The sequence below is a fragment of the Streptomyces sp. NPDC127119 genome (genome assembly GCF_042677425.1).
Taxonomy (GTDB): domain Bacteria; phylum Actinomycetota; class Actinomycetes; order Streptomycetales; family Streptomycetaceae; genus Streptomyces.
On the sequence record NZ_JBHXTO010000105.1, the window covers coordinates 1 to 19,422 of the forward strand.

The 19,422-nt window shown below is 71.0% G+C and carries 18 protein-coding genes; 12 read left to right on the forward strand and 6 right to left on the reverse strand.

The window, feature by feature from the left end; genetic code table 11:
• Positions 1–437 precede the first annotated feature (437 nt).
• On the forward strand, positions 438–1,778 hold the full coding sequence (locus ACFVH5_RS32205) for a transcriptional regulator (RefSeq protein ID WP_385837252.1): 1,341 nt from the start codon (positions 438–440) through the stop codon (positions 1,776–1,778).
• A 164-nt stretch (positions 1,779–1,942) separates the two neighbouring features.
• Complete coding sequence (locus ACFVH5_RS32210; protein ID WP_385837253.1) at positions 1,943–2,488, forward strand: NUDIX hydrolase; 546 nt, start codon at positions 1,943–1,945, stop codon at positions 2,486–2,488.
• Positions 2,489–2,509: 21 nt separating this feature from the next.
• Here ACFVH5_RS32210 and ACFVH5_RS32215 read toward each other — a convergent pair whose 3' ends face one another.
• Positions 2,510–2,767, reverse strand: a complete 258-nt coding sequence (locus ACFVH5_RS32215) for a hypothetical protein (protein ID WP_267025437.1) — start codon at positions 2,765–2,767, stop codon at positions 2,510–2,512.
• Positions 2,768–3,095: 328 nt separating this feature from the next.
• Positions 3,096–3,956 (reverse strand): 3-hydroxybutyryl-CoA dehydrogenase, encoded by an 861-nt coding sequence (locus ACFVH5_RS32220; protein WP_366783615.1) that lies wholly within the window; start codon positions 3,954–3,956, stop codon positions 3,096–3,098.
• Positions 3,957–4,140: 184 nt separating this feature from the next.
• On the opposite strand from ACFVH5_RS32220, the gene ACFVH5_RS32225 reads away from it, so the two are divergent.
• A complete protein-coding gene (locus tag ACFVH5_RS32225; RefSeq protein ID WP_385837254.1) occupies positions 4,141–5,430 on the forward strand; it encodes a glycoside hydrolase family 10 protein in 1,290 nt (429 codons plus the stop codon).
• A 1-nt stretch (position 5,431) separates the two neighbouring features.
• Here the strand turns inward: ACFVH5_RS32225 and ACFVH5_RS32230 are convergent, their stop codons facing one another.
• Together ACFVH5_RS32230 and ACFVH5_RS32235 are read right to left on the reverse strand one after the other, a co-directional pair.
• Entirely contained in the window at positions 5,432–5,629 is a 198-nt protein-coding gene (locus tag ACFVH5_RS32230; RefSeq protein ID WP_385837255.1) for a DUF1918 domain-containing protein, read from the reverse strand.
• 93 nt (positions 5,630–5,722) lie between these two features.
• Positions 5,723–6,559 carry a DMT family transporter gene (locus tag ACFVH5_RS32235; protein WP_385837256.1) on the reverse strand — a complete coding sequence of 279 codons (837 nt, stop codon included), beginning with the start codon at positions 6,557–6,559 and terminating at the stop codon, positions 5,723–5,725.
• Here ACFVH5_RS32235 and ACFVH5_RS32240 point away from each other — a divergent pair.
• The 3 genes from ACFVH5_RS32240 to ACFVH5_RS32250 all read left to right on the forward strand — a co-directional run bounded on the left by ACFVH5_RS32240 (position 6,558) and on the right by ACFVH5_RS32250 (position 9,348).
• Positions 6,558–8,171, forward strand: coding sequence for a PLP-dependent aminotransferase family protein (locus ACFVH5_RS32240; RefSeq protein ID WP_385837257.1), 1,614 nt, complete (start codon positions 6,558–6,560; stop codon positions 8,169–8,171). The two genes, ACFVH5_RS32235 and ACFVH5_RS32240, sit on opposite strands and share 2 nt — an antisense overlap.
• A 17-nt stretch (positions 8,172–8,188) precedes the next feature.
• A complete protein-coding gene (locus ACFVH5_RS32245; protein ID WP_385837258.1) occupies positions 8,189–8,626 on the forward strand; it encodes a GNAT family N-acetyltransferase in 438 nt (145 codons plus the stop codon).
• A gap of 137 nt (positions 8,627–8,763) precedes the next feature.
• Positions 8,764–9,348 (forward strand): histidine phosphatase family protein, encoded by a 585-nt coding sequence (locus ACFVH5_RS32250; protein ID WP_385837260.1) that lies wholly within the window; start codon positions 8,764–8,766, stop codon positions 9,346–9,348.
• Positions 9,349–9,392: 44 nt separating this feature from the next.
• Here the strand turns inward: ACFVH5_RS32250 and ACFVH5_RS32255 are convergent, their stop codons facing one another.
• Complete coding sequence (locus tag ACFVH5_RS32255; RefSeq protein ID WP_385837275.1) at positions 9,393–9,851, reverse strand: DUF6314 family protein; 459 nt, start codon at positions 9,849–9,851, stop codon at positions 9,393–9,395.
• Between the two features lie 148 nt (positions 9,852–9,999).
• On the opposite strand from ACFVH5_RS32255, the gene ACFVH5_RS32260 reads away from it, so the two are divergent.
• Positions 10,000–12,501, forward strand: coding sequence for an alpha-L-arabinofuranosidase C-terminal domain-containing protein (locus ACFVH5_RS32260; RefSeq protein ID WP_385837261.1), 2,502 nt, complete (start codon positions 10,000–10,002; stop codon positions 12,499–12,501).
• Between the two features lie 59 nt (positions 12,502–12,560).
• On the opposite strand, the gene ACFVH5_RS32265 is transcribed toward ACFVH5_RS32260, so the two are convergent.
• The gene (locus tag ACFVH5_RS32265) at positions 12,561–14,213 is read right to left on the reverse strand and encodes a protein kinase (RefSeq protein WP_385837262.1); all 1,653 of its coding nucleotides are present in this window, start codon (positions 14,211–14,213) and stop codon (positions 12,561–12,563) included.
• A gap of 216 nt (positions 14,214–14,429) precedes the next feature.
• Between ACFVH5_RS32265 and argC the strand changes: the two genes are divergently transcribed.
• From argC to ACFVH5_RS32290, 5 genes are read left to right on the forward strand one after another with little or no spacing between them, the layout of a single operon-like run.
• Positions 14,430–15,458: an N-acetyl-gamma-glutamyl-phosphate reductase gene (gene argC / locus ACFVH5_RS32270; RefSeq protein ID WP_385837263.1), complete on the forward strand. Its 1,029-nt coding sequence runs from the start codon at positions 14,430–14,432 to the stop codon at positions 15,456–15,458.
• Complete coding sequence (gene argJ / locus ACFVH5_RS32275) at positions 15,455–16,606, forward strand: bifunctional glutamate N-acetyltransferase/amino-acid acetyltransferase ArgJ (RefSeq protein WP_385837264.1); 1,152 nt, start codon at positions 15,455–15,457, stop codon at positions 16,604–16,606. Before argC ends, argJ begins: the two co-directional genes overlap by 4 nt.
• Positions 16,603–17,511: an acetylglutamate kinase gene (gene argB, locus ACFVH5_RS32280; RefSeq protein WP_385837265.1), complete on the forward strand. Its 909-nt coding sequence runs from the start codon at positions 16,603–16,605 to the stop codon at positions 17,509–17,511. Before argJ ends, argB begins: the two co-directional genes overlap by 4 nt.
• Complete coding sequence (locus ACFVH5_RS32285; RefSeq protein WP_385837266.1) at positions 17,508–18,746, forward strand: acetylornithine transaminase; 1,239 nt, start codon at positions 17,508–17,510, stop codon at positions 18,744–18,746. The genes argB and ACFVH5_RS32285 overlap by 4 nt, the downstream gene beginning before the upstream one ends.
• A gap of 18 nt (positions 18,747–18,764) precedes the next feature.
• Complete coding sequence (locus tag ACFVH5_RS32290) at positions 18,765–19,301, forward strand: arginine repressor (RefSeq protein ID WP_384808324.1); 537 nt, start codon at positions 18,765–18,767, stop codon at positions 19,299–19,301.
• Positions 19,302–19,422 lie beyond the last annotated feature (121 nt).

Genomic DNA, 19,422 nt, shown 5'->3' on the forward strand with positions numbered 1-19,422 from the left:
TGGACGTACTTGGGCTTTCGCCCGGTGCGGCGAGAGGGCGTGCCAGGCGTCGGCCGGCAGGCGGGAATTTGACGACAGGGCCTAGGGGCGCGGGGCTGTGACATATGCGGCTCCGCCGCGTGAGCGCGACCAGCCACATCGAACCCGCACCAGAGAACCAACGCCCAGTGACCCGGCACAACCCGGCGGAGCCGTCCGCCCGCCACGGAGTGTCGGGCAGGCAGCGGGACGGACGGCGTGATTCCGGGCCGCCGCACTGTACGAGGGGGAGCCGGCGGCCCGGCCGGCCTCTTGCGAGGCAGTTCAGTCAACCGGCTCACAACTCTCCGCGACAGCGCGCGTACTGCCCGGATCCGGGCACTCCGTTCACACCCCGTGTGAAGGGAGAGGCGCTAGGTTGAAAAGCACCGTCTGCACCCAGCCATCGGATGGCCTTCATGCAGCCCAACACTCTGCTCGACGCGATCCTCGACGAGGCCGGAATCTCCCACGCGGGACTCGCGGCACATGTGAACCAGGCAGGACGGGTGCGCGGTCTCGCACTCCGCTACGAACACACCGCCGTGGCGCGGTGGTTGAAGGGCCAGCGCCCCCGTGGCCAGGTGCCCGACCTGATCTGCGAGGTCCTCGCCGTCCGGCTCCAACGGCCCGTCACACTCGACGACATCGGCCTCGGCGTACCCGGCGAACCGGCCACCCCGCACGGGACGACCCTCTCCGGTTTCGTCGAGCGGGCCACCGCGCTGTGGCGCTCCGACGAACAGCAGCGCCCGCACATACTCGGCGCCCCCGCCGTCACCGGCACGCCCGCCGTGATGCCCGTGTGGGAGTGGGAGAACCCGCCGGAGGACGTGGACGTCTCACGCGGCGGACGTCACCGCGTCCGCATGTCCGACATCGAGATGCTGCGCGCCGCCCGCGCCCACTACGAGCAGATGTACCGCAAGGCCGGCGGTGTCGCGACCCGTACGCGCATCGTCGGATTCCTCAACTCCGAGACCGCGCCGCTCCTGCGCGGCAGCTACACCGACGCCACCGGCCGTCAGCTCCACCGCGCCACCGGCGGCCTGGTGGCGATCGCCGGCATCTGCGCGTACGACTCCGACGCGCACGGGCTCGCCCAGCGCTACTTCCACCAGGCGCTCAGGCTCGCGAAGGCCAGCGGGGACAGGGGACTCGGCGCCTATGTGATCGCGCTCCTCGTCAACCAGGCGCTGTTCATGCGTGAGCACCGGCAGGCGGTGGCCTTCGCCGAGGCCGCGCTGCGCGCCGCGGGGCGCCACATCACGCCGGCGCTCGCGTCGGACCTCTCTGCGATGCAGGCCAAGGCGTACGCGCACCTCGGTGACGGCAGCAGCGCGCTGTCCTGCATCCGGCGGGCCGAGCAGGCCGCCGACCGCATCCGGCGCGGCTACGAGCCGGACGAGACCGGTTATGTCCAGCCGGGTCTGGTCAACGTGCAGGTGGCGGAGGCGCTGTTGAGCCTCGGTGATCTGAGCGCGGCCCAGGAGCACGCCGCGGCAGCCGTGGACAATCCGGCGCACGACCGCGGCAGGGTGCACCGGCTCGCCATGCTCAGCCAGATCGAACTGCGCCAGGGGAACGCCGACAGAGCGGTGGTCACCGCGGTCGAAATGGCGGAACGGGCGCGCGGGATGGAGTCCCAGCGGCTGCGCGACAGACTGCGGGCGGTACGCGAACACCTGGTGGCCAGCGGTTGCGCGGGCACCTCCGAGGCCGCCGAACTCATCGACGGAGCACTGCGCGTGCCGCTCTAGACACCGCTTCGACGACCGACCGTCCCGACCGCCCGGGGGGCCACGAGCCCTCCTGGCGGGTGCCTTTGCGCCTGCCACTGCGCCGGTAGCGGCCCACTGCGAGCCTGCTGTGCGGACACTCCTGCTGCGATATTGCCACCTACCCGTCGAAAGGTGGCAGAAAAGTGCAGTGGACGAAACAGAACGAACAAATCGTGTACGCAAATCGCTGGTTCAGCGTCAATCTCGCAGATGTCGCATTGCCTGACGGCCGGCATCTCGATCACTTCTTAATCCGGCTGCGTCCCGTCGCCGTGGCCACTGTCGTGAACGAGGCGAACGAGGTGCTGCTGCTGTGGCGGCACCGCTTCATCACCGACAGCTGGGGATGGGAGCTTCCGGCGGGCGTCGTCGAGGACGGCGAGGACATCGCCGTCGCGGCGGCCCGCGAACTGGAGGAGGAGACCGGCTGGCGGCCGGGACCTCTGCGCCATCTGATGAGCGTCGAGCCCTCGAACGGACTCACCGACGCCCGGCACCACATCTACTGGGCCGACGAAGGCGCGTACATCGGGCATCCTGTGGACGACTTCGAGTCCGACCGCCGGGAATGGGTTCCCCTGAAGCTCGCTCCCGACATGGTCGCCCGCGGTGAGGTTCCGGCCGCCAATATGGCTGCCGCGCTGCTCCTCCTGCATCATCTGAGGCTCGGGCTGGACGCCTTGCCCTGATCCCCCACCGCGTCCACGGGCTCAACGGCCCAGAGCCTGCCAGACCGCCACGGCCAGCGCTCCCACCGCCGTGACGACCGCGACCGCGCGCAGCGGCCAGCGGGTGTGCTCCAGCGCGATGACCCGACTGCTCAGGTCGTCGAGCTCCTTGGCGGTCTGTTCGGCGCGATGACTGAGCAGAGTCATGCACCCCTCGACGGTGGCATGGGCCACATCGAGACGGCGACGTAACTCTGCGACTTCTCCTCGGACCACGGGATGCTCCGGGTCGGCGGTCACGTGTCCGCTCCTTTCCGTAGTCGTCACATCCCTAACATGTGCACGGAAAGTCAACAGGCCTGGTGGGTGCGTGGGGAGCGTGTGCGAGGGGCATATGCGGGCCCGGAGCGCACACGGTGTGTGAATACGGCGGGCCCGGCCCTCAAAAGAGAGCCGGGCCCGCACAGGCCAAAACTTACACGGAGGGTGACTATTTCGGCTGGGCGGGGCCCAGGCGCTTTAGGGGGCGCCAGCGCCCCTGCTTTTAAGGGGCGCGGGGAACTGCGCGACCAGCCACGACGGACCCGCACCCGATCAACATCCCGAGGCCACCTCAAGCAGCCGGGCCCTACCCGTAGGTGTAGAAGCCCGACCCCGACTTCCGTCCAAGACGCCCCGCGTCGACCATCCGCTGAAGCAGCGGCGGAGCCGCGTACAACGGCTCCTTGTACTCCTCGTACATCGAGTACGCGACGGAAGCCACCGTGTCGAGCCCGATCAGATCGGACAGCTTGAGCGGCCCCATGGGGTGCGCACACCCCAGCTCCATGCCGTTGTCGATGTCCTCGCGGCTCGCCATGCCGGACTCGAACATCCGGATCGCGGAGAGCAGATACGGGATCAGCAGCGCGTTGACCACGAAGCCCGAGCGGTCCTGCGCACGGATCGCGTGCTTGCCGAGGATCTTCTCCACCAGGGACTGCGCCCGGCTGATGGTGCCCTCGGACGTGGTCAGCGCCGGGATCAGCTCGACGAGCTTCTGCACCGGGGCCGGGTTGAAGAAGTGGATGCCGATGACCTGGTCGGGCCGCGAGGTGGCGACGGCGAGCTTCACCAGCGGGATGGAGGAGGTGTTCGAGGCGAGGATCGCGTCCTGGCGCAGCACGACCTGGTCAAGGACCTGGAAGATCTCCGTCTTCACCTGCTCGTTCTCGACGACCGCCTCGATCACCAGATCGCGGTCGGAGAACTCGCCGAGGTCCGTCGTGAAGGAGAGCCGCGCCTGGGTGGCGTCCCGCTCCTCCTCGGAGATCTTGCCGCGCTCGGCGGCCTTGGAGAGCGAGTTGTAGAGCCGGGTCCGGCCAATCTCCAACGCCTCACCAGTGGTCTCGGCGACCTTCACATCCAGGCCGGCGCGGGCGCACACCTCGGCGATGCCCGCTCCCATCTGGCCGCAGCCCACCACTCCGACGCGTTCGATGTCGGTCACATCGTCCCTTTCGCTCTGACTGTCCGCTCTCACTGTCATGGGTCCGGCGGGTGTCCGTTGTCCGGTACCCGCCGACGCCACGCACGTTACTCCGGATCTGTCCCCGTACGACGGGGCGGGTCGTGCATGCTGTGCGAGGTAGACGGTCCGTGACCGGGCGGACCCACTGTGTTTGGGGTACGGCATGGGGCGTATGTCACGACGGGGATTCGCGATGACCGCGGCGGCCGGACTGTCGGGACTCGTCACCGCGGGAGTGGCCGTGGCGGCGGAGATGTCCGGCGGAGGCGGCGGCGGGGGAGGCGGGCACGACGGCCGCCGGCACCGGCGTCGGCGCCGGGACCCCGCGGGTGCGCTGCGCGGGATGTGGCTGGCGACCGTGGCCAACCGTGACTGGCCCTCGAAGGCGGGCCTGACCGCGGCGCAGCAGCGCGCCGAACTGCTCGCGCACCTCGACACGGCGGTGGAGCGCCGGCTGAACGCCGTGATCTTCCAGGTGCGCCCCACGGCCGACGCCCTGTGGGCCTCGCCCTTCGAGCCCTGGGCGCAGTACCTGACCGGGGTCCAGGGCAAGGATCCCGGCTGGGACCCGCTGGGCACCGCCGTCACGGAGGCCCACGCGCGGGGGCTCGAACTGCATGCCTGGTTCAACCCGTACCGCGTCGCCAACCACACCGACCCCTCGCGGCTCGTCGCCTCGCACCCCGCCCGCGTCCACCCCGACTGGATCGTGCCCTACGGCGGGAAGCTGTACTACAACCCCGGGCTGCCCGAGGTCCGCGCCTTCGTGCAGGACGCGATGCTGGACGCGGTCGGGAAGTACGCCGTGGACGCCGTCCACTGGGACGACTACTTCTATCCGTACCCGGTCGCCGGCCAGGTCTTCGACGACGACGCCGCGTACGCCGCGCACGGCGGGCAGTTCCCCGACCGGGCCGCGTGGCGGCGCAACAACATCGACCGCCTGGTGCTGGAGACGGCCGCCCGGATCAGGGAGGTCAGGCCCGGCACACAGTTCGGGATCAGCCCCTTCGGGGTGTGGCGCAACGCCACGACCGACCCGCTGGGCTCGGACAGCCGCGCCGGCGTGCAGACGTACGACGACCTGCACGCGGACACCAGGAAATGGGTCCGGGAGAACTGGATCGACTACATCTGCCCGCAGCTGTACTGGAACATCGGCTTCGCCGCGGCCGACTACGCGAAGCTCGTCCCCTGGTGGTCGCAGGTCGCGCAGGGCAGCAGAACGAAGCTGTACGTGGGTGAGGCGCTGTACAAGGCCGGTGACCCGGCGCAGCCCGCGGCCTGGCAGGACCCGGCCGAGCTGTCCGCGCATCTCACGCTCGCCGCGAACCATCCGCAGGTGGGCGGGCACGTCTTCTTCTCGGCCAAGGAAGTGGCCGCCGACCGGATCGGAGCCATGGCGAGGGTGGTCGCCGACCACTACCAGCAGCCGGCGAAGCCCTCACGCTGATTCAGCGGGGAGTTTCCTCGTGGTGCTGGACCACGCAGTCGGGGCCGGGAGACATCAGGGTCTCGTGACCGTCCTCGAAGCGGACCCGGTACGGGGGGTTCCCCTGCTGTCCGAGTACTTCGATGACTTCCGCGACCCGGTCGTGCTGCCCGACGATCCTGCCGTGCACCAGCAGATGGTCGCCTACGGTTGCCTGCATCTGTAGGGCCTCCTCGTTCCGCACGGGAGTGGCGATTCGTGACCGCAAGTCTACGGCGGGTAGCGCGCGTTGGGGCCGGGCCGGGCGAATCGGTCAGCCCCGGGCCCGTTGGGTGACCGCGATGCAGACGAGTACGGCAGCCGCCGTCAGCGGGGCGGCCGGGGTCAGGTGCTCGCCCAGGAGCAGTACCGACCACACCAGGGTGAGCAGCGGCTGGGCCAGCTGCAGCTGGCTGGCCTTCGGTATGCCGATCGCGGCCATCCCGCGGTACCAGACGACCAGGCCGGCGAACTGCGAGCCGACCGCGACCCACAGCAGCCCGGTCACACTGTGCGCGGTCAGCTCCACGGGCTCGTACGACAGGGCGATCGCGGCCGCCGGCACCGTGAGCGGCAGGCACAGGACCAGCGCCCAGCCGATGACCTGCCAGCCCGGCATCACCCGGGCCAGCCGGCCGCCCTCCGTGTAGCCCGCCGCGCAGATCAGCAGGGCGCCGAAGAGGTAGGCGTCCGCGCTGCTCAGGGCGCCGCCGCTCTGCTGCACGGTGAACGCGATGACCACGGCGGCGCCCGCGGACGCCGCCGCCCAGAAGGTCCGGGAGGGGCGGGTGCCGACGCGCAGCGCCGAGAACAGGGCGGTGGTCAGGGGGAGCAGGCCGACGACGACCGCGGCGTGCGCGGTGGTCGACGTCTCCAGGGCGAGGGTGGTGAGCATCGGGAAGCCGAGGACGACTCCGGCGGCGACGACGGCGAGCCCCGCCCAGTGACGGCGGCCGGGCAGCGGGACGCGCAGGGCGAGCAGACAGCCGCCCGCGACGATCGCGGCCAGGACGCTCCGCACGGCCACCAGTGACCAGGGGCCGAAGCCCTCAAGCCCCCACGCGGTGGCGGGGAAGGTGAGGGAGAAGGCGACGACGCCGAGCGCGGCCATGAGGGTCCCGGTACGGGGATCCGGGCGGCCGAAGTCCCGGACGTCCCCGGACGGGCTGCCGGGTGTGCCGGACGCTCCGGGTGTGCCGGACACCGCTATCGAGGTCCGTGTGGTAGCGCTATTCTCTGCTCTCATGCATGAGCGTAGCAGTGTCGCTGAACTGGCCGATCGGCTGCGGGGGGAGCTGGACCGCTACTCTCCCGGTGGAAAGCTGCCGTCCAGCCGGGCGCTCGTCGAACGGTTCCGGGTGAGCCCCGTGACCGTGTCCCGGGCACTGGCCCAGCTCTCCGCCGAGGGCCTGGTGGTCACCCGGCCCGGAGCGGGGGCCTTCCGGGCCGGGCCGCGCGCCGCAGGCCCCGCCGTCGGGGACACCTCCTGGCAGGAGGTCGCCCTCAGCGCGGACGCCACGACCGAACTCGTACCCCGCACGGTGGACGCCTCGGGCGTACTCGTCTCGCTGGCCGCCCCGCCGCCGGGAGTCATCGAGTTCAACGGGGGCTATCTGCACCCCTCGCTCCAGCCGGAACGGGCCATGGCCGCGGCGCTGTCCCGGGCCGGCCGCCGACCGGGTGTCTGGGCGCGCCCGCCGGTGGACGGACTGCCCGAACTGCGCGAGTGGTTCGCGCGGGGCATCGGCGGCGCCATCACCGCCGCCGAGGTGCTCATCACGGCCGGCGGCCAGTCCGCGCTGACCACCGCGCTGCGCGCACTCGCCCCGCCCGGCGCCCCGATCCTCGTCGAGTCGCCCACCTATCCCGGCATGCTGGCGATCGCCCGCGCGGCCGGGCTGCGGCCCGTGCCCGTGCCCGTCGACCGGGACGGGGTGAAACCGGACCTGCTCGCCGACGCCTTCCGTGCCACCGGCGCCCGCGTCTTCGTCTGCCAGCCGCTGTTCCAGAATCCGACCGGCGCGGTGCTCGCCCCCGAGCGGCGCGGCGAGGTGCTGCGGATCGCCCGCGAGGCGGGCGCGTTCGTCATCGAGGACGACTTCGTACGCCGGCTCGTGCACGAGGACTCGGGGCCGCTGCCGCGACCGCTGGCCTCGGACGACCCCGACGGAGTCGTCGTACACGTCTGCTCGCTGACCAAGGCCACCTCGCCGAGCTTCCGGGTGAGCGCGCTGGCCGCCCGCGGGCCCGTCCTCGAACGGCTGCGGGCCATCCAGGTCGTCGACACCTTCTTCGTGCCGCGCCCCCTCCAGGAGGCGGCCCTCGAACTCGTCGGCTCGCCCGCCTGGCCCCGCCATCTGCGGGCCGTCTCGGCCGAACTGCGCGTCCGGCGCGACGCGATGGCCGCCGCACTGCGCCTGCGGCTGCCCGAACTCGCCCTGCCGCACATCCCGTCCGGCGGCTACCAGCTGTGGCTGCGGCTGCCCGACGGCAGTGGGGGTACCTCCCAGGCTTTCGGCTCCGGGGGAGAGCCGGCGCTCGTGTCCGCCGCCCTGCGCGCGGGCGTGGCCGTCACCCCGGGCCGCCCCTACTTCAGCGCCGAACCCCCGGCGGCCCACCTGCGCCTGAGCTTCGCGGCGGTCGCGAGCACCGCCGAAATCACCGAGGGCGTCCGCAGGCTGCACACGGCCTGCGCCGAAACCGGTTCGACAGCGCAAGCCTGACCTGCGACTCTCCCGCCATGACCGACATACCCAGCCTCCCCGAGGGCTACGAGATCTCCACCGACCCCGCGCGCATCGACGTCGACCGGGTCCACCGCTGGCTCGCCGACGACGCGTACTGGGCGCTCGGCCGACCGCGCGAGAAGCAGGAGCGCGCGATCGCCGGATCGCTCAACTTCGGTGCGTACGAGACGGTTTCGGGCGACCAGGCGGCGTACGCGCGCGTGGTGACCGACGGGGCCACCTTCGCCTGGCTCTGCGACGTGTACGTGGTCCGGTCCGCGCGGGGCAAGGGGCTCGGCACCGCCCTGGTCACCGCCGTCCGCGACCACCTGCGCCCCCTCGGCCTGCGCCGCGTGCTGCTCGCCACCCACGACGCGCACGGGGTGTACGAGAAGCTCGGGTTCAAGGTGCTGGACCGGCCCGACCGGTGGATGGCGCTGAGCTTCGAATGACGGTGCCCTGACAGGCGGTGTCCTGATTCTCCTTCCGTGGGTCGTCCACGCACTTTGTGCGGGCCTTCGCGTGAGTATTCCGTGTGTGCCGTCGATCAGCTCTTGACCTGCGCAGTTCCGGCGCTCACGATCGCCGCATGCATGTTCGGGTCACGCTGATCGCCGCCGCCCGCGGTTCCTCGTTGCTCGCCGAGCGCTTCGACGACGACCGGCCGCTGGACCAGGCGGGCTGGGGCGAGGTGCAGCGCGTCGCCCATGCCCTGATACCGCTCGCCGCGGCCGAGCTGCGGTACTGCTCGCCGACCCCGCGCAGCCGGGCCACCGGTGACGCGCTGGGCCTCGCGCCGCTGGTCCAGCCGGCGCTGCGGGACTGCGACATGGGCCGCTGGCGCGGGCTGACCCTCGGTGAGGCGATGGCCCGGGAGCCCGAGGCGGTGGACGCCTGGCTCGCCGACCCGTACTCCGCGGCCCACGGCGGCGAACCGCTCGCGGAGTTCATCCGGCGGGTCGGCGGCTGGCTGGACACCCGCCCCGCCGACGACGGCGGCCGGATCGTCGCCGTCGCGGAACCGGCGGTCGTCCGTGCCGCGCTCGTCTACGCCCTGAAGGCGCACCCGTCGACGTACTGGAACTTCGACGTGCGCCCGCTGTCGACGGCCGCCCTGATCGGCTGGGCGGGCCGCTGGAACCTGCGCTTCGACGCTCAGTACGACCGCGTGTAGTCCGTCACGACCGCGTGTGGCCGGTCACGACCGCGTGTGGCCGGTCACGACCGCGTGTAGTCCGTCGTGAGGAGCAGGTCCTTCGCGGGGCCGCCCACCCGCCACACCGTCCGCCAGCGGTCCGCGTCGTACACGGTGAACTCGCCCCGGTAGAGGTCCGCCGAGCACGGATGGTCGGTGACGTGCCTGCCGGTGGCGAGGTCCAGGTCGTGGAAGGGGCGGCCGTCGGCGAACCGTACGTCGGCCCGGCTCGCCCCGTCGCCCGGCAGGAACCTGAGGGTGCGCTCGGCGGGCCGGGCCACGCCCTGCCACACGAAGGTGCCGGACTCGTGGTGGAGCAGCCCCCCGGAGGGGCCGGAGCCGGTGCCGTCCAGCCGCTCGAACACCGTCGTCCCGCTGAAGGCACCCGTCGCCCCGCTCGCGAGATCCCGCACCGAGCGCTCCACCTGCCAGCTCCCGGCCAGGTACGCCAGTACGTCGCCCACCGGCCGGAATCCGGCCATCCCCTCCGTCACCGCGGCCTCTCCTGTCCAACCCATTGACGTGATCCTGCCCCCTACCTATCTTGCCGTTCGAAGTATTGATCAGCGTCCGGTATATCGAACATGTCGACCCCCTCTCAGACACGCCTCTCAGAGCCGCGGAGGATCCATGTCACATGCCCGCACCCGCACTCGCTGGAGACTCGCCCTCACGGCCACCGCACTGCTGGCCGCCTCCTTCCTCGTGCCGCCCCCGGTGAGCGCCACGCCCGTGGACGCCGCCGCCGAGGACGCCACCGACTACGCGATCACCGTCGACCCGGAGGCCGCGGGCGCGCGGATCGACGACACCATGTACGGCGTCTTCTTCGAGGACATCAACCGGGCCGCGGACGGCGGGCTGTACGCGGAGCTGGTGCAGAACCGGTCGTTCGAGTACTCGACCGCCGACAACCGCTCGTACACCCCGCTCACCTCCTGGGCCACCACCGGCACCGCGACGACCGCGGACGACGACGGCCGGCTGAACGCCCGCAACCGCACCTACCTCGCCCTGGGCGCCGGCTCGTCCGTCACCAACTCCGGCTACAACACCGGCCTTTCGGTACAGGCGGGCAAGGCCTACGACTTCTCCGTATGGGCCCGCGCCGACGGCTCCTCCGCCCTCACGGTGACCCTCCAGGACGCCGACGGTGAGCTGGCGCAGGCCCGCCGGGTCACCGCGCGCGGCGGCTGGGCCAAGTACACGGCACGCCTCACCGCCACCCGCACCAGCACCACCGGCCGCCTCACGGTGGCATCGGGCGGCCCGGCCGCGCTCGACATGATCTCGCTCGTCCCGCGCGACACGTACAAGGGCCACGGCCTGCGTAGGGACCTCGCGGAGAAGATCGCCGCCCTGGACCCCGGCTTCGTCCGCTTCCCGGGCGGCTGCCTGGTCAACACCGGCAGCATGAAGGGGTACGACGAGGAGTCCGGCTGGGAGCGCAGGCGCGCGTACCAGTGGAAGGACACGATCGGCCCGGTCGAGCAGCGCGCCACGAACGCCAACTTCTGGGGCTACAACCAGAGTTACGGCCTCGGCTACTACGAGTACTTCCAGTTCTCCGAGGATGTCGGAGCCATGCCGCTGCCCGTGGTGCCCGCCCTCGTCACCGGCTGCGGCCAGAACCAGGCCGTCGACGACGACGCGCTCCTCGAGCGGCACATCCAGGACACCCTGGACCTCATCGAGTTCGCCAACGGGCCGGTGACCGGTGAGTGGGGCGGGAAGCGCGCCGCGATGGGCCATCCGAAGCCCTTCCACCTCACCCACCTCGCGGTCGGCAACGAGGAGAACCTGCCGAACGAGTACTTCGAACGCTTCAAGCAGTTCCGCGCGGCCGTCGAGGCGAAGTACCCGGACGTCACCGTCGTCTCCAACTCCGGCCCCGACGACAGCGGTTCGACCTTCGACACGGCCTGGAAGCTCAACCGGGAGGCGAACGTCGACCTGGTCGACGAGCACTACTACAACAGCCCGCAGTGGTTCCTGCAGAACAACGACCGCTACGACGCGTACGACCGCGGCGGCCCCAAGGTCTTCCTCGGCGAGTACGCCTCCCAGGGCAACACCTTCAAGAACGCCCTCTCCGAAGCGGCGTTCATGACGGGCCTGGAGCGCAACGCGGACGTCGTGAAGCTGGCCTCGTACGCCCCGCTGCTCGCCAACGAGGACTACGTGCAGTGGCGTCCGGACCTCATCTGGTTCAACAACCACGCCTCCTGGAACTCCGCCAACTACGAGGTGCAGAAGCTCTTCATGCGCAACACCGGCGACCGGGTCGTACCGTCGAGCGCGACCGGCACACCGTCCCTGAGCGGTCCCATCACGGGAGCGGTCGGCCTGTCGACGTGGGCGACGAGCGCCGCGTACGACGACGTGCGGGTGACCGGTGCGGACGGTACGCAACTGCTCGCCGACGACTTCTCCGGTGACGCCTCGCAGTGGACCCACACCGGCGGCGGCAGCTGGAGCGTCCAGGACGGGCAGTACGTGCAGAGCGACGAGGCCGCCGAGAACACCATGGTCTCCGCGGGCGACCCCGCCTGGCACGACTACGACCTGCACGTGAAGGCCACCAAGAAGGCCGGCAAGGAGGGCTTCCTCGTCGCCTTCGGCGTCAAGGACACCGGTAACTACTACTGGTGGAACCTGGGCGGCTGGAACAACACCCAGTCCGCCGTCGAACAGGCCGTGGACGGCGGCAAGTCGACGCTGATCTCCAAGGCCGGGTCGGTCGGGACGGGCCGTGCCTACGACATCGACGTCAAGGTCCGCGGCCGGCAGGTGACCCTCTCCCTCGACGGCCAGGAGTGGGGAAGCTTCACCGACGACAAGCCCGCCGAGCCGTTCCGGCAGGTCGTCACCAAGGACAAGAGGACCGGCGACCTGATCGTCAAGGTGGTCAACGCCCAGGCGGTGGACGCCCGTACGGCGGTCGACCTCGGGAGCGCGAAGGTCCGCCCGAAGGCCGAGGTGACGACCCTCGCCGCCGCGGCCGACGCCGTGAACACCGAGACGGACACGGCCGTCGCACCGGTCACGTCCACCTTCCCGGGAGTCGCGAGGAAGTTCACGTACACCTTCCCGGCGAACTCGGTGACGTTCCTGCGGATCAGGAAGGGGTGACCGGCCGGGCGGTCCGGGCGTGGTGACAGCTGCCCGGACCGCCCCGGCGCGAGGACGGGTCAGCCCTTCTCGGTGGTGTCGTTGGTGCTCAGGAACAGGTCCTGGCCGTTCTTCGTGACGGCGAAGCTGCCGTCGGCGCGGAGTTCGAGGACGGCCCCTCCGTCGGGGTATCCCGTGTTGGTGGCCCACACCGGCTTGTCGTCGGCGGTGTAGACGACCAGGTTGCCGTCCTCCTGGAACACGGCCTTGTAGTTCTCGCCGGAGGTGAGGGACGCCCAGGTCGCCTTGTCGTCCACGTCGTAGGCGACGAGGTTGCCGTCCGGCTGCATGATCAGCTTCATGTGCGCGGTCTGCAGGAACTCGCCCGTCTGCAGGGTCCGCCGGGGCTCGACCGTCAGCGTCTCCGGCAGGGGCGCGGGACTCTCGGGCTTCTCGCTCGCCTCCGGCTCCTTGCTCGCCTCCGGATCGCCGGCGTCGGCCGTCTTCCGGTGGGCGTCGCCGCGGCTCGCCGACCCCTTCGGGTCCTTGGCCTCGGCGCCCGAGCCGGAGCCCTGCAGGGCGAACACGGCGGCCACCACGACGGCGACCGTCACCACGGCGCCGGCGGCGATGAGCGGGGTGCGGCGGTACCAGGGGCGCCCGGTGCCCCGCGGCGGAGTGCCGGGCGGTTCGGTCGGGGGCCCGGATGCCAGGAACCGGGTCTGCGCGACGGTCGCCGGGGCCGGAGATGAGGGGAGGGCGCCCGGCAGGGCCGCGGCGTCGACCGCCGCGGTGGGTGCGGTGGCGTCGACCCTCGTGGGGGCGTACGGCGCCGAGGGTGCGGGCGGCGTGGGCGGAGCGGTGGCCGCCGCCATGTCCGAGGCGGGCGCCATGGCGATGATCCGCTGGTAGGCGGGATGCCGCACGATGTCGGTCTCGCTGGCGCAGAGTTCCACGATGCGCTGCGGCTCCGGGCGCATCGCCGGGTCCTTGTGCGCGCAGAGGGCGAGCAGCTCGGCCATCTCCGCGGGAACCCCGGCGAGGTCCATGTCCTCGTGCACGGTGCGGTACGAGACGGTCGCCAACGAGCCCTGCCCGTACGGCGCGCGGCCGGTGAGGCAGTAGGCCAGCGTGACGGCGAGCGCGAACACGTCGGACGGCGGACCCGCCTCGCTGCGGGTCAGGCTCTCCGGGGCTATGAACCCCGGGGTGCCTATCGCGGTGCCGACCTGCGTGATGTTCGCCATGTCCTCGCTGCGGGCGATCCCGAAGTCGATGAGCTGGGGACCCGTGGCCGACAGGATGACGTTCTGCGGCTTGATGTCCCGGTGCAGCACACCGTGCACGTGGACGTCGGCGAGCCCCTCGGCCAGCGCGGCCAGCACGGCGCGACCGAGGTCGACCGGGAAGGGCCCCGCGGCGGCGACCGCGTCGGCCAGCGTCGGGCCGGGCACGTACTCGGTGGCCATCCAGAACGGCGGGCTGTCCACCTCGGCGTCGATGAGTGCCGCGGTGAAGGCGTTGCGGATGGTCCCCAGCGTCTCCACCTCACGACGGAAGCGCTGCAACGCCGCAGGGTCGTACTGGAGATGGGCGTTGATGACCTTGACCGCGGCGGGCCGTCCCCCGGGCGTGCGGCCGAGGTAGACGCTTCCCATGCCGCCGGAACCGAGCCGTCCCAGTAAACGGTAGCGGCCCATGTTCGTCGGGTCGGAATCTTGCAGCGGGTACACCTGACACGCCCTCCAGGCAGTCGAGACACGCGCGTCCGTAGGGACGGGGCTGGTGTCCAAGACTCTCTGCGGCGGGATGTCGGTTCCGGTGCCACCGTTACTTCGCTCCGCCCTGAGGACGAAGAATATAGCCCCTGTGACGTGAGCCCTCACCCAGGCAAGATTGCATAAACGTGCAGCGAAACGTATAGTCATGCCATCTAAGAGGAGGGTTCCATGGCGGTACGTGCGGCAGTGGCCGGAGCGAGTGGGTACGCGGGCGGGGAACTGCTGCGTCTGCTTCTGGTGCACCCCGGGATCGAGATCGGCGCCCTGACCGGCAACTCCAACGCGGGACAGCGGCTCGGCGCCCTGCAACCGCATCTGCTGCCGCTCGCCGACCGCGTACTCCAGGAGACCACGCCGGAGGTGCTCGCGGGGCACGATGTCGTCTTTCTGGCGCTGCCCCACGGGCAGTCCGCCGCCGTGGCCGAGCAGCTCGGCCCGGAGGTCCTCGTCGTCGACATGGGCGCCGACTTCCGGCTGAAGGACGCGGCCGACTGGGAGCGGTTCTACGGCTCACCGCACGCCGGGACCTGGCCCTACGGCCTCCCCGAGCTGCCGGGTGCCCGCGCGGCGCTGGAGGGGTCCAGGCGCATCGCGGTGCCCGGTTGTTATCCGACGGCGGTCACGCTGGCGCTCGTCCCCGCATATACGGCGGGCCTCGCCGAGAACGAGGCCGTCGTCGTCGCCGCGTCCGGGACGTCCGGCGCGGGCAAGTCCCCCAAGACGCATCTGCTCGGCAGCGAGGTCATGGGGTCCATGTCCCCGTACGGCGTCGGCGGCGGCCACCGGCACACCCCCGAGATGATCCAGAACCTCGGCGCGGTCGCGGACGGGCCCGTCACCGTGTCCTTCACCCCGACCCTCGCCCCGATGTCCCGGGGCATCCTCGCCACGTGCAGCGCCAGGGCGAAGCCCGGCGTCACCGCGGAGTCCGTCCGGGCCGCCTACGAGAAGGCGTACGCGGACGAGCCGTTCGTGCACCTGCTGCCCGAGGGGCAGTGGCCGGCCACCGCGTCCGTCCACGGTTCCAACGCCGTTCAGGTGCAGGTCGCGTACGACGGGGCCGCGGGGCGCATCATCGCGATCAGCGCCATCGACAACCTCACCAAGGGCACCGCGGGCGGTGCCGTCCAGAGCATGAACATCGCCCTCGGGCTCGACGAGGCCACCGGGCTTTCCACGATCGGAGTCGCACCGTGAGTGTCACGGCAGCCAAGGGGTTCACGGCGACCGGCATCGCCGCCGGGATCAAGGAGAACGGCAACCCCGACCTGGCCCTCGTGGTCAACAACGGGCCCCGCCTCGCCGCCGCGGGCGTCTTCACCTCCAACCGCGTGAAGGCCGCGCCGGTGCTGTGGTCCGAGCAGGTCCTCAAGGGCGGCCGGCTGACCGCCGTCGTCCTCAACTCCGGCGGCGCCAACGCCTGTACGGGACCCAAGGGCTTCCAGGACACGCACACCACCGCTGAGAAGGTGGCCGACGTCCTCGGACAGAACGCCGCCGAGGTGGCCGTGGCCTCCACCGGGCTCATCGGCATCCTGCTCCCCATGGACAAGCTCCTGCCGGGCGTCGAGCAGGCCGCCGCGGCCCTGTCGGAGCACGGCGGCGAGAAGGCCGCCATCGCCATCAAGACCACCGACACCGTCCACAAGACCTCGGTCGTGCAGGGCGACGGCTGGACCGTCGGCGGCATGGCCAAGGGCGCCGGCATGCTCGCCCCCGGCCTCGCCACGATGCTCGTCGTCCTCACCACGGACGCCGACGTCGACAGCGACAGCCTGGACAAGGCGCTGCGGGCGGCCACGAAGGTCACCTTCGACCGCGTCGACTCCGACGGCTGCATGTCGACCAACGACACCGTGCTGCTGCTCGCGTCCGGCGCCTCCGAGGTCATCCCCGAGTACGCGGAGTTCGCCGAGGCCGTACGGGCCGTCTGCGACGACCTCGGCCAGCAGCTGATCCGGGACGCCGAGGGCGCCGGCAAGGACATCAGGATCGAGGTCGTCAACGCGGCGAGCGAGGACGACGCCGTCGAGGTGGGCCGCTCCATCGCCCGCAACAACCTCCTCAAGTGCGCGATCCACGGCGAGGACCCCAACTGGGGCCGCGTGCTCTCCGCCATCGGCACGACCTCCGCCGCCTTCGAGCCCGACCTGCTGAACGTCGCCATCAACGGCGTCTGGGTCTGCAAGAACGGTTCTGTGGGCGAGGACCGCGACCAGGTCGACATGCGCTACCGGGAGGTCCACATCGTCGCCGACCTCGCCGCGGGCACCGAGACCGCCACGATCTGGACCAACGACCTCACGGCGGAGTACGTCCACGAGAACAGCGCGTACTCGTCATGAGCGCCACCCGTAAGCACACCGCGCTGCCCAAGGCGCAGATCCTCATCGAGGCGCTGCCCTGGCTGACCCGGCACAACGGCAGGACCGTCGTCATCAAGTTCGGCGGCAACGCCATGATCGACGAGGACCTGAAGGCCGCGTTCGCCCAGGACGTCGTGTTCCTGCGCCAGGCCGGGCTCAAGCCCGTCGTCGTGCACGGCGGCGGCCCGCAGATCAGCGCGGCCCTGGACCGGCACGGCATCGTCAGCGAGTTCAAGGCGGGCCTCAGGGTCACCACCGAGGACGCCATGGACGTCGTACGCATGGTGCTCGCCGGACAGGTCCAGCGCGAACTCGTCGGACTGCTCAACCAGCACGGTCCGCTCGCCGTGGGACTCACCGGCGAGGACGCGCACACCATCACCGCGGTCAAGCACCAGCCCGAGATCGACGGGGAACTGGTCGACATCGGGCGGGTGGGCGAGATCACCGCGATCGACACGGGCGCGATCGAGGCACTGCTCGCCGACGGCCGGATCCCGGTCGTCTCCTCGATCGCCCGCAGTCAGGACGACGGACATGTCTACAACGTCAATGCTGATACGGCGGCTGCGGCACTCGCTGCGGCGCTGGGCGCCGAGACACTGATGGTCCTCACCGACGTCGAGGGCCTCTACGAGGACTGGCCGAACTCCGACGAGGTCATCAGCCGGCTCACCGCCAAGGAGCTGGAGAAGCTGCTGCCCGAGCTGGCCAGCGGCATGGTGCCGAAGATGGAGGGCTGTCTGCACGCCGTACGCAACGGCGTGACCACCGCCCGCGTGATCGACGGCCGGGTCCAGCACTCGATCCTGCTGGAGATCTTCACGGACGAAGGCATCGGCACGATGGTCGTGCCCGATGCGGAGGGGGAAGCCGACGCATGACCGCCAACACCGCCAACACTGCCAACGAGGAACTCACCCAGCGCTGGCAGGGCGCGCTCATGGACAACTACGGCACCCCCAGGCTGCCGCTCGTCCGCGGCGCCGGCACCAGGCTGTGGGACGCCGACGGCACGGAGTACCTGGACTTCGTCGGCGGCATCGCGGTCAACGCGCTCGGCCACGCCCACCCGGCGATCGTCGAGGCCGTGAGCAAGCAGATCGCGTCCCTCGGACACGTCTCCAACCTCTTCGTCGCCGAACCTCCCGTCGCGCTCGCCGAACGGCTCCTCCAGCTCTTCGGGCGCGACGGCCGCGTGTACTTCTGCAACTCGGGGGCCGAGGCCGTCGAGGGCGCCTTCAAGATCGGCCGGCTGACCGGCCGCCCGCACATGGTCGCGACCGACGGCGGCTTCCACGGCCGCACCATGGGCGCGCTCTCGCTCACCGGCCAGCCGGGCAAGCGGGACCCGTTCCTGCCGCTGCCCGGCGACGTCACCCACGTCCCGTACGGGGACCCGCAGGCGCTGGCCGCCGCCGTCACCGAGGACACCGCGCTCGTCGTCATCGAGCCGATCCAGGGCGAGAACGGTGTGGTCGTGCCGCCCCCCGGCTATCTCAAGGCGGCCCGCGCCATCACCGCGGCCACCGGCAGCCTCCTCGTCCTGGACGAGGTGCAGACCGGGGTCGGCAGGACCGGGCACTGGTTCGAGTACCAGGCGCACGAGGGTGTCCTGCCGGACATCGTCACGCTGGCCAAGGGCCTCGGCGGCGGGCTGCCGCTGGGCGCGACCGTGGCCTTCGGACGGGCCGCCCAGTTCCTCAAGCCCGGCCACCACGGCACGACGTTCGGCGGCAACCCGGTCGCCTGCGCCGCCGGGCTCGCCGTCCTCGACACGATCGAGTCCGAGGGCCTGCTGGAGAACGTGAAGCGGTCCGGCGAGACGTTGCGCGAGGGAATCGAGTCCCTCGGACACCCGCTGGTCGACCATGTCCGGGGCTCGGGGCTCCTCCTGGGTATCGTGCTCACCGAGCCGCTCGCGCCCCGCGCGCAACAGGCGGCTCAGGACGCCGGCCTCCTGGTGAACGCGCCCGCCCCCGATGTCGTACGGCTGATGCCGCCCCTGAACATCACCGAGGACGAGGTGGACACGTTCCTCGGGGCCCTCCCCGGTGTTCTCGACACGGTGACCGACCGGACCAACGGGTCCAACGGGGACGGACGAACCGGAGAATGACCGGAGAATGAGACGACGATGACTCAGGCGCAGGATCACGACCACGCGGGACCCGCTGTTCCGCAGACCCGCACCGCACGCCACCGCCGGATCGTGGACATCCTCAACCGGCAGCCGGTGCGCTCCCAGAGCCAGTTGGCGAAGCTGCTCTCCGACGACGGGCTGCACGTCACACAGGCGACGCTGTCGCGGGACCTGGACGAGCTGAACGCGGTGAAGATCCGCAACAACGACGGCGACCTGATCTACGCGGTGCCGAGCGAGGGGGGTTTCCGGACGCCCCGCGCTCCGCTGGGGGAGTCGGCGAAGGAGGAGCGGATGCGGAGGCTGTCCGCGGAGCTGCTGATCTCCGCGGAGGCTTCGGCGAACCTGGTGGTTCTGCGCACGCCTCCGGGCGCTGCGCAGTTCCTCGCCTCTGCTATCGACCAGGCGGAGTTGCAGGACATCCTGGGGACGATCGCGGGCGACGACACGCTGCTCCTCATCAGCCGAGACCCGACAGGCGGCCAGGCCCTGGCGGACCACTTGCTGAGACTGGCCCAGAACCACCACTGAGACGCTGCGCGGGGCCGGCTCTCGGCTGCGGGTCCGTCGTGGCTGGCCGCGCAGTTCCCCGCGCCCCTAAAGGACAGGGCTGCGCCCCGGTCCTCCGTTTTTGGCTGCGGGTGCGTCGTGG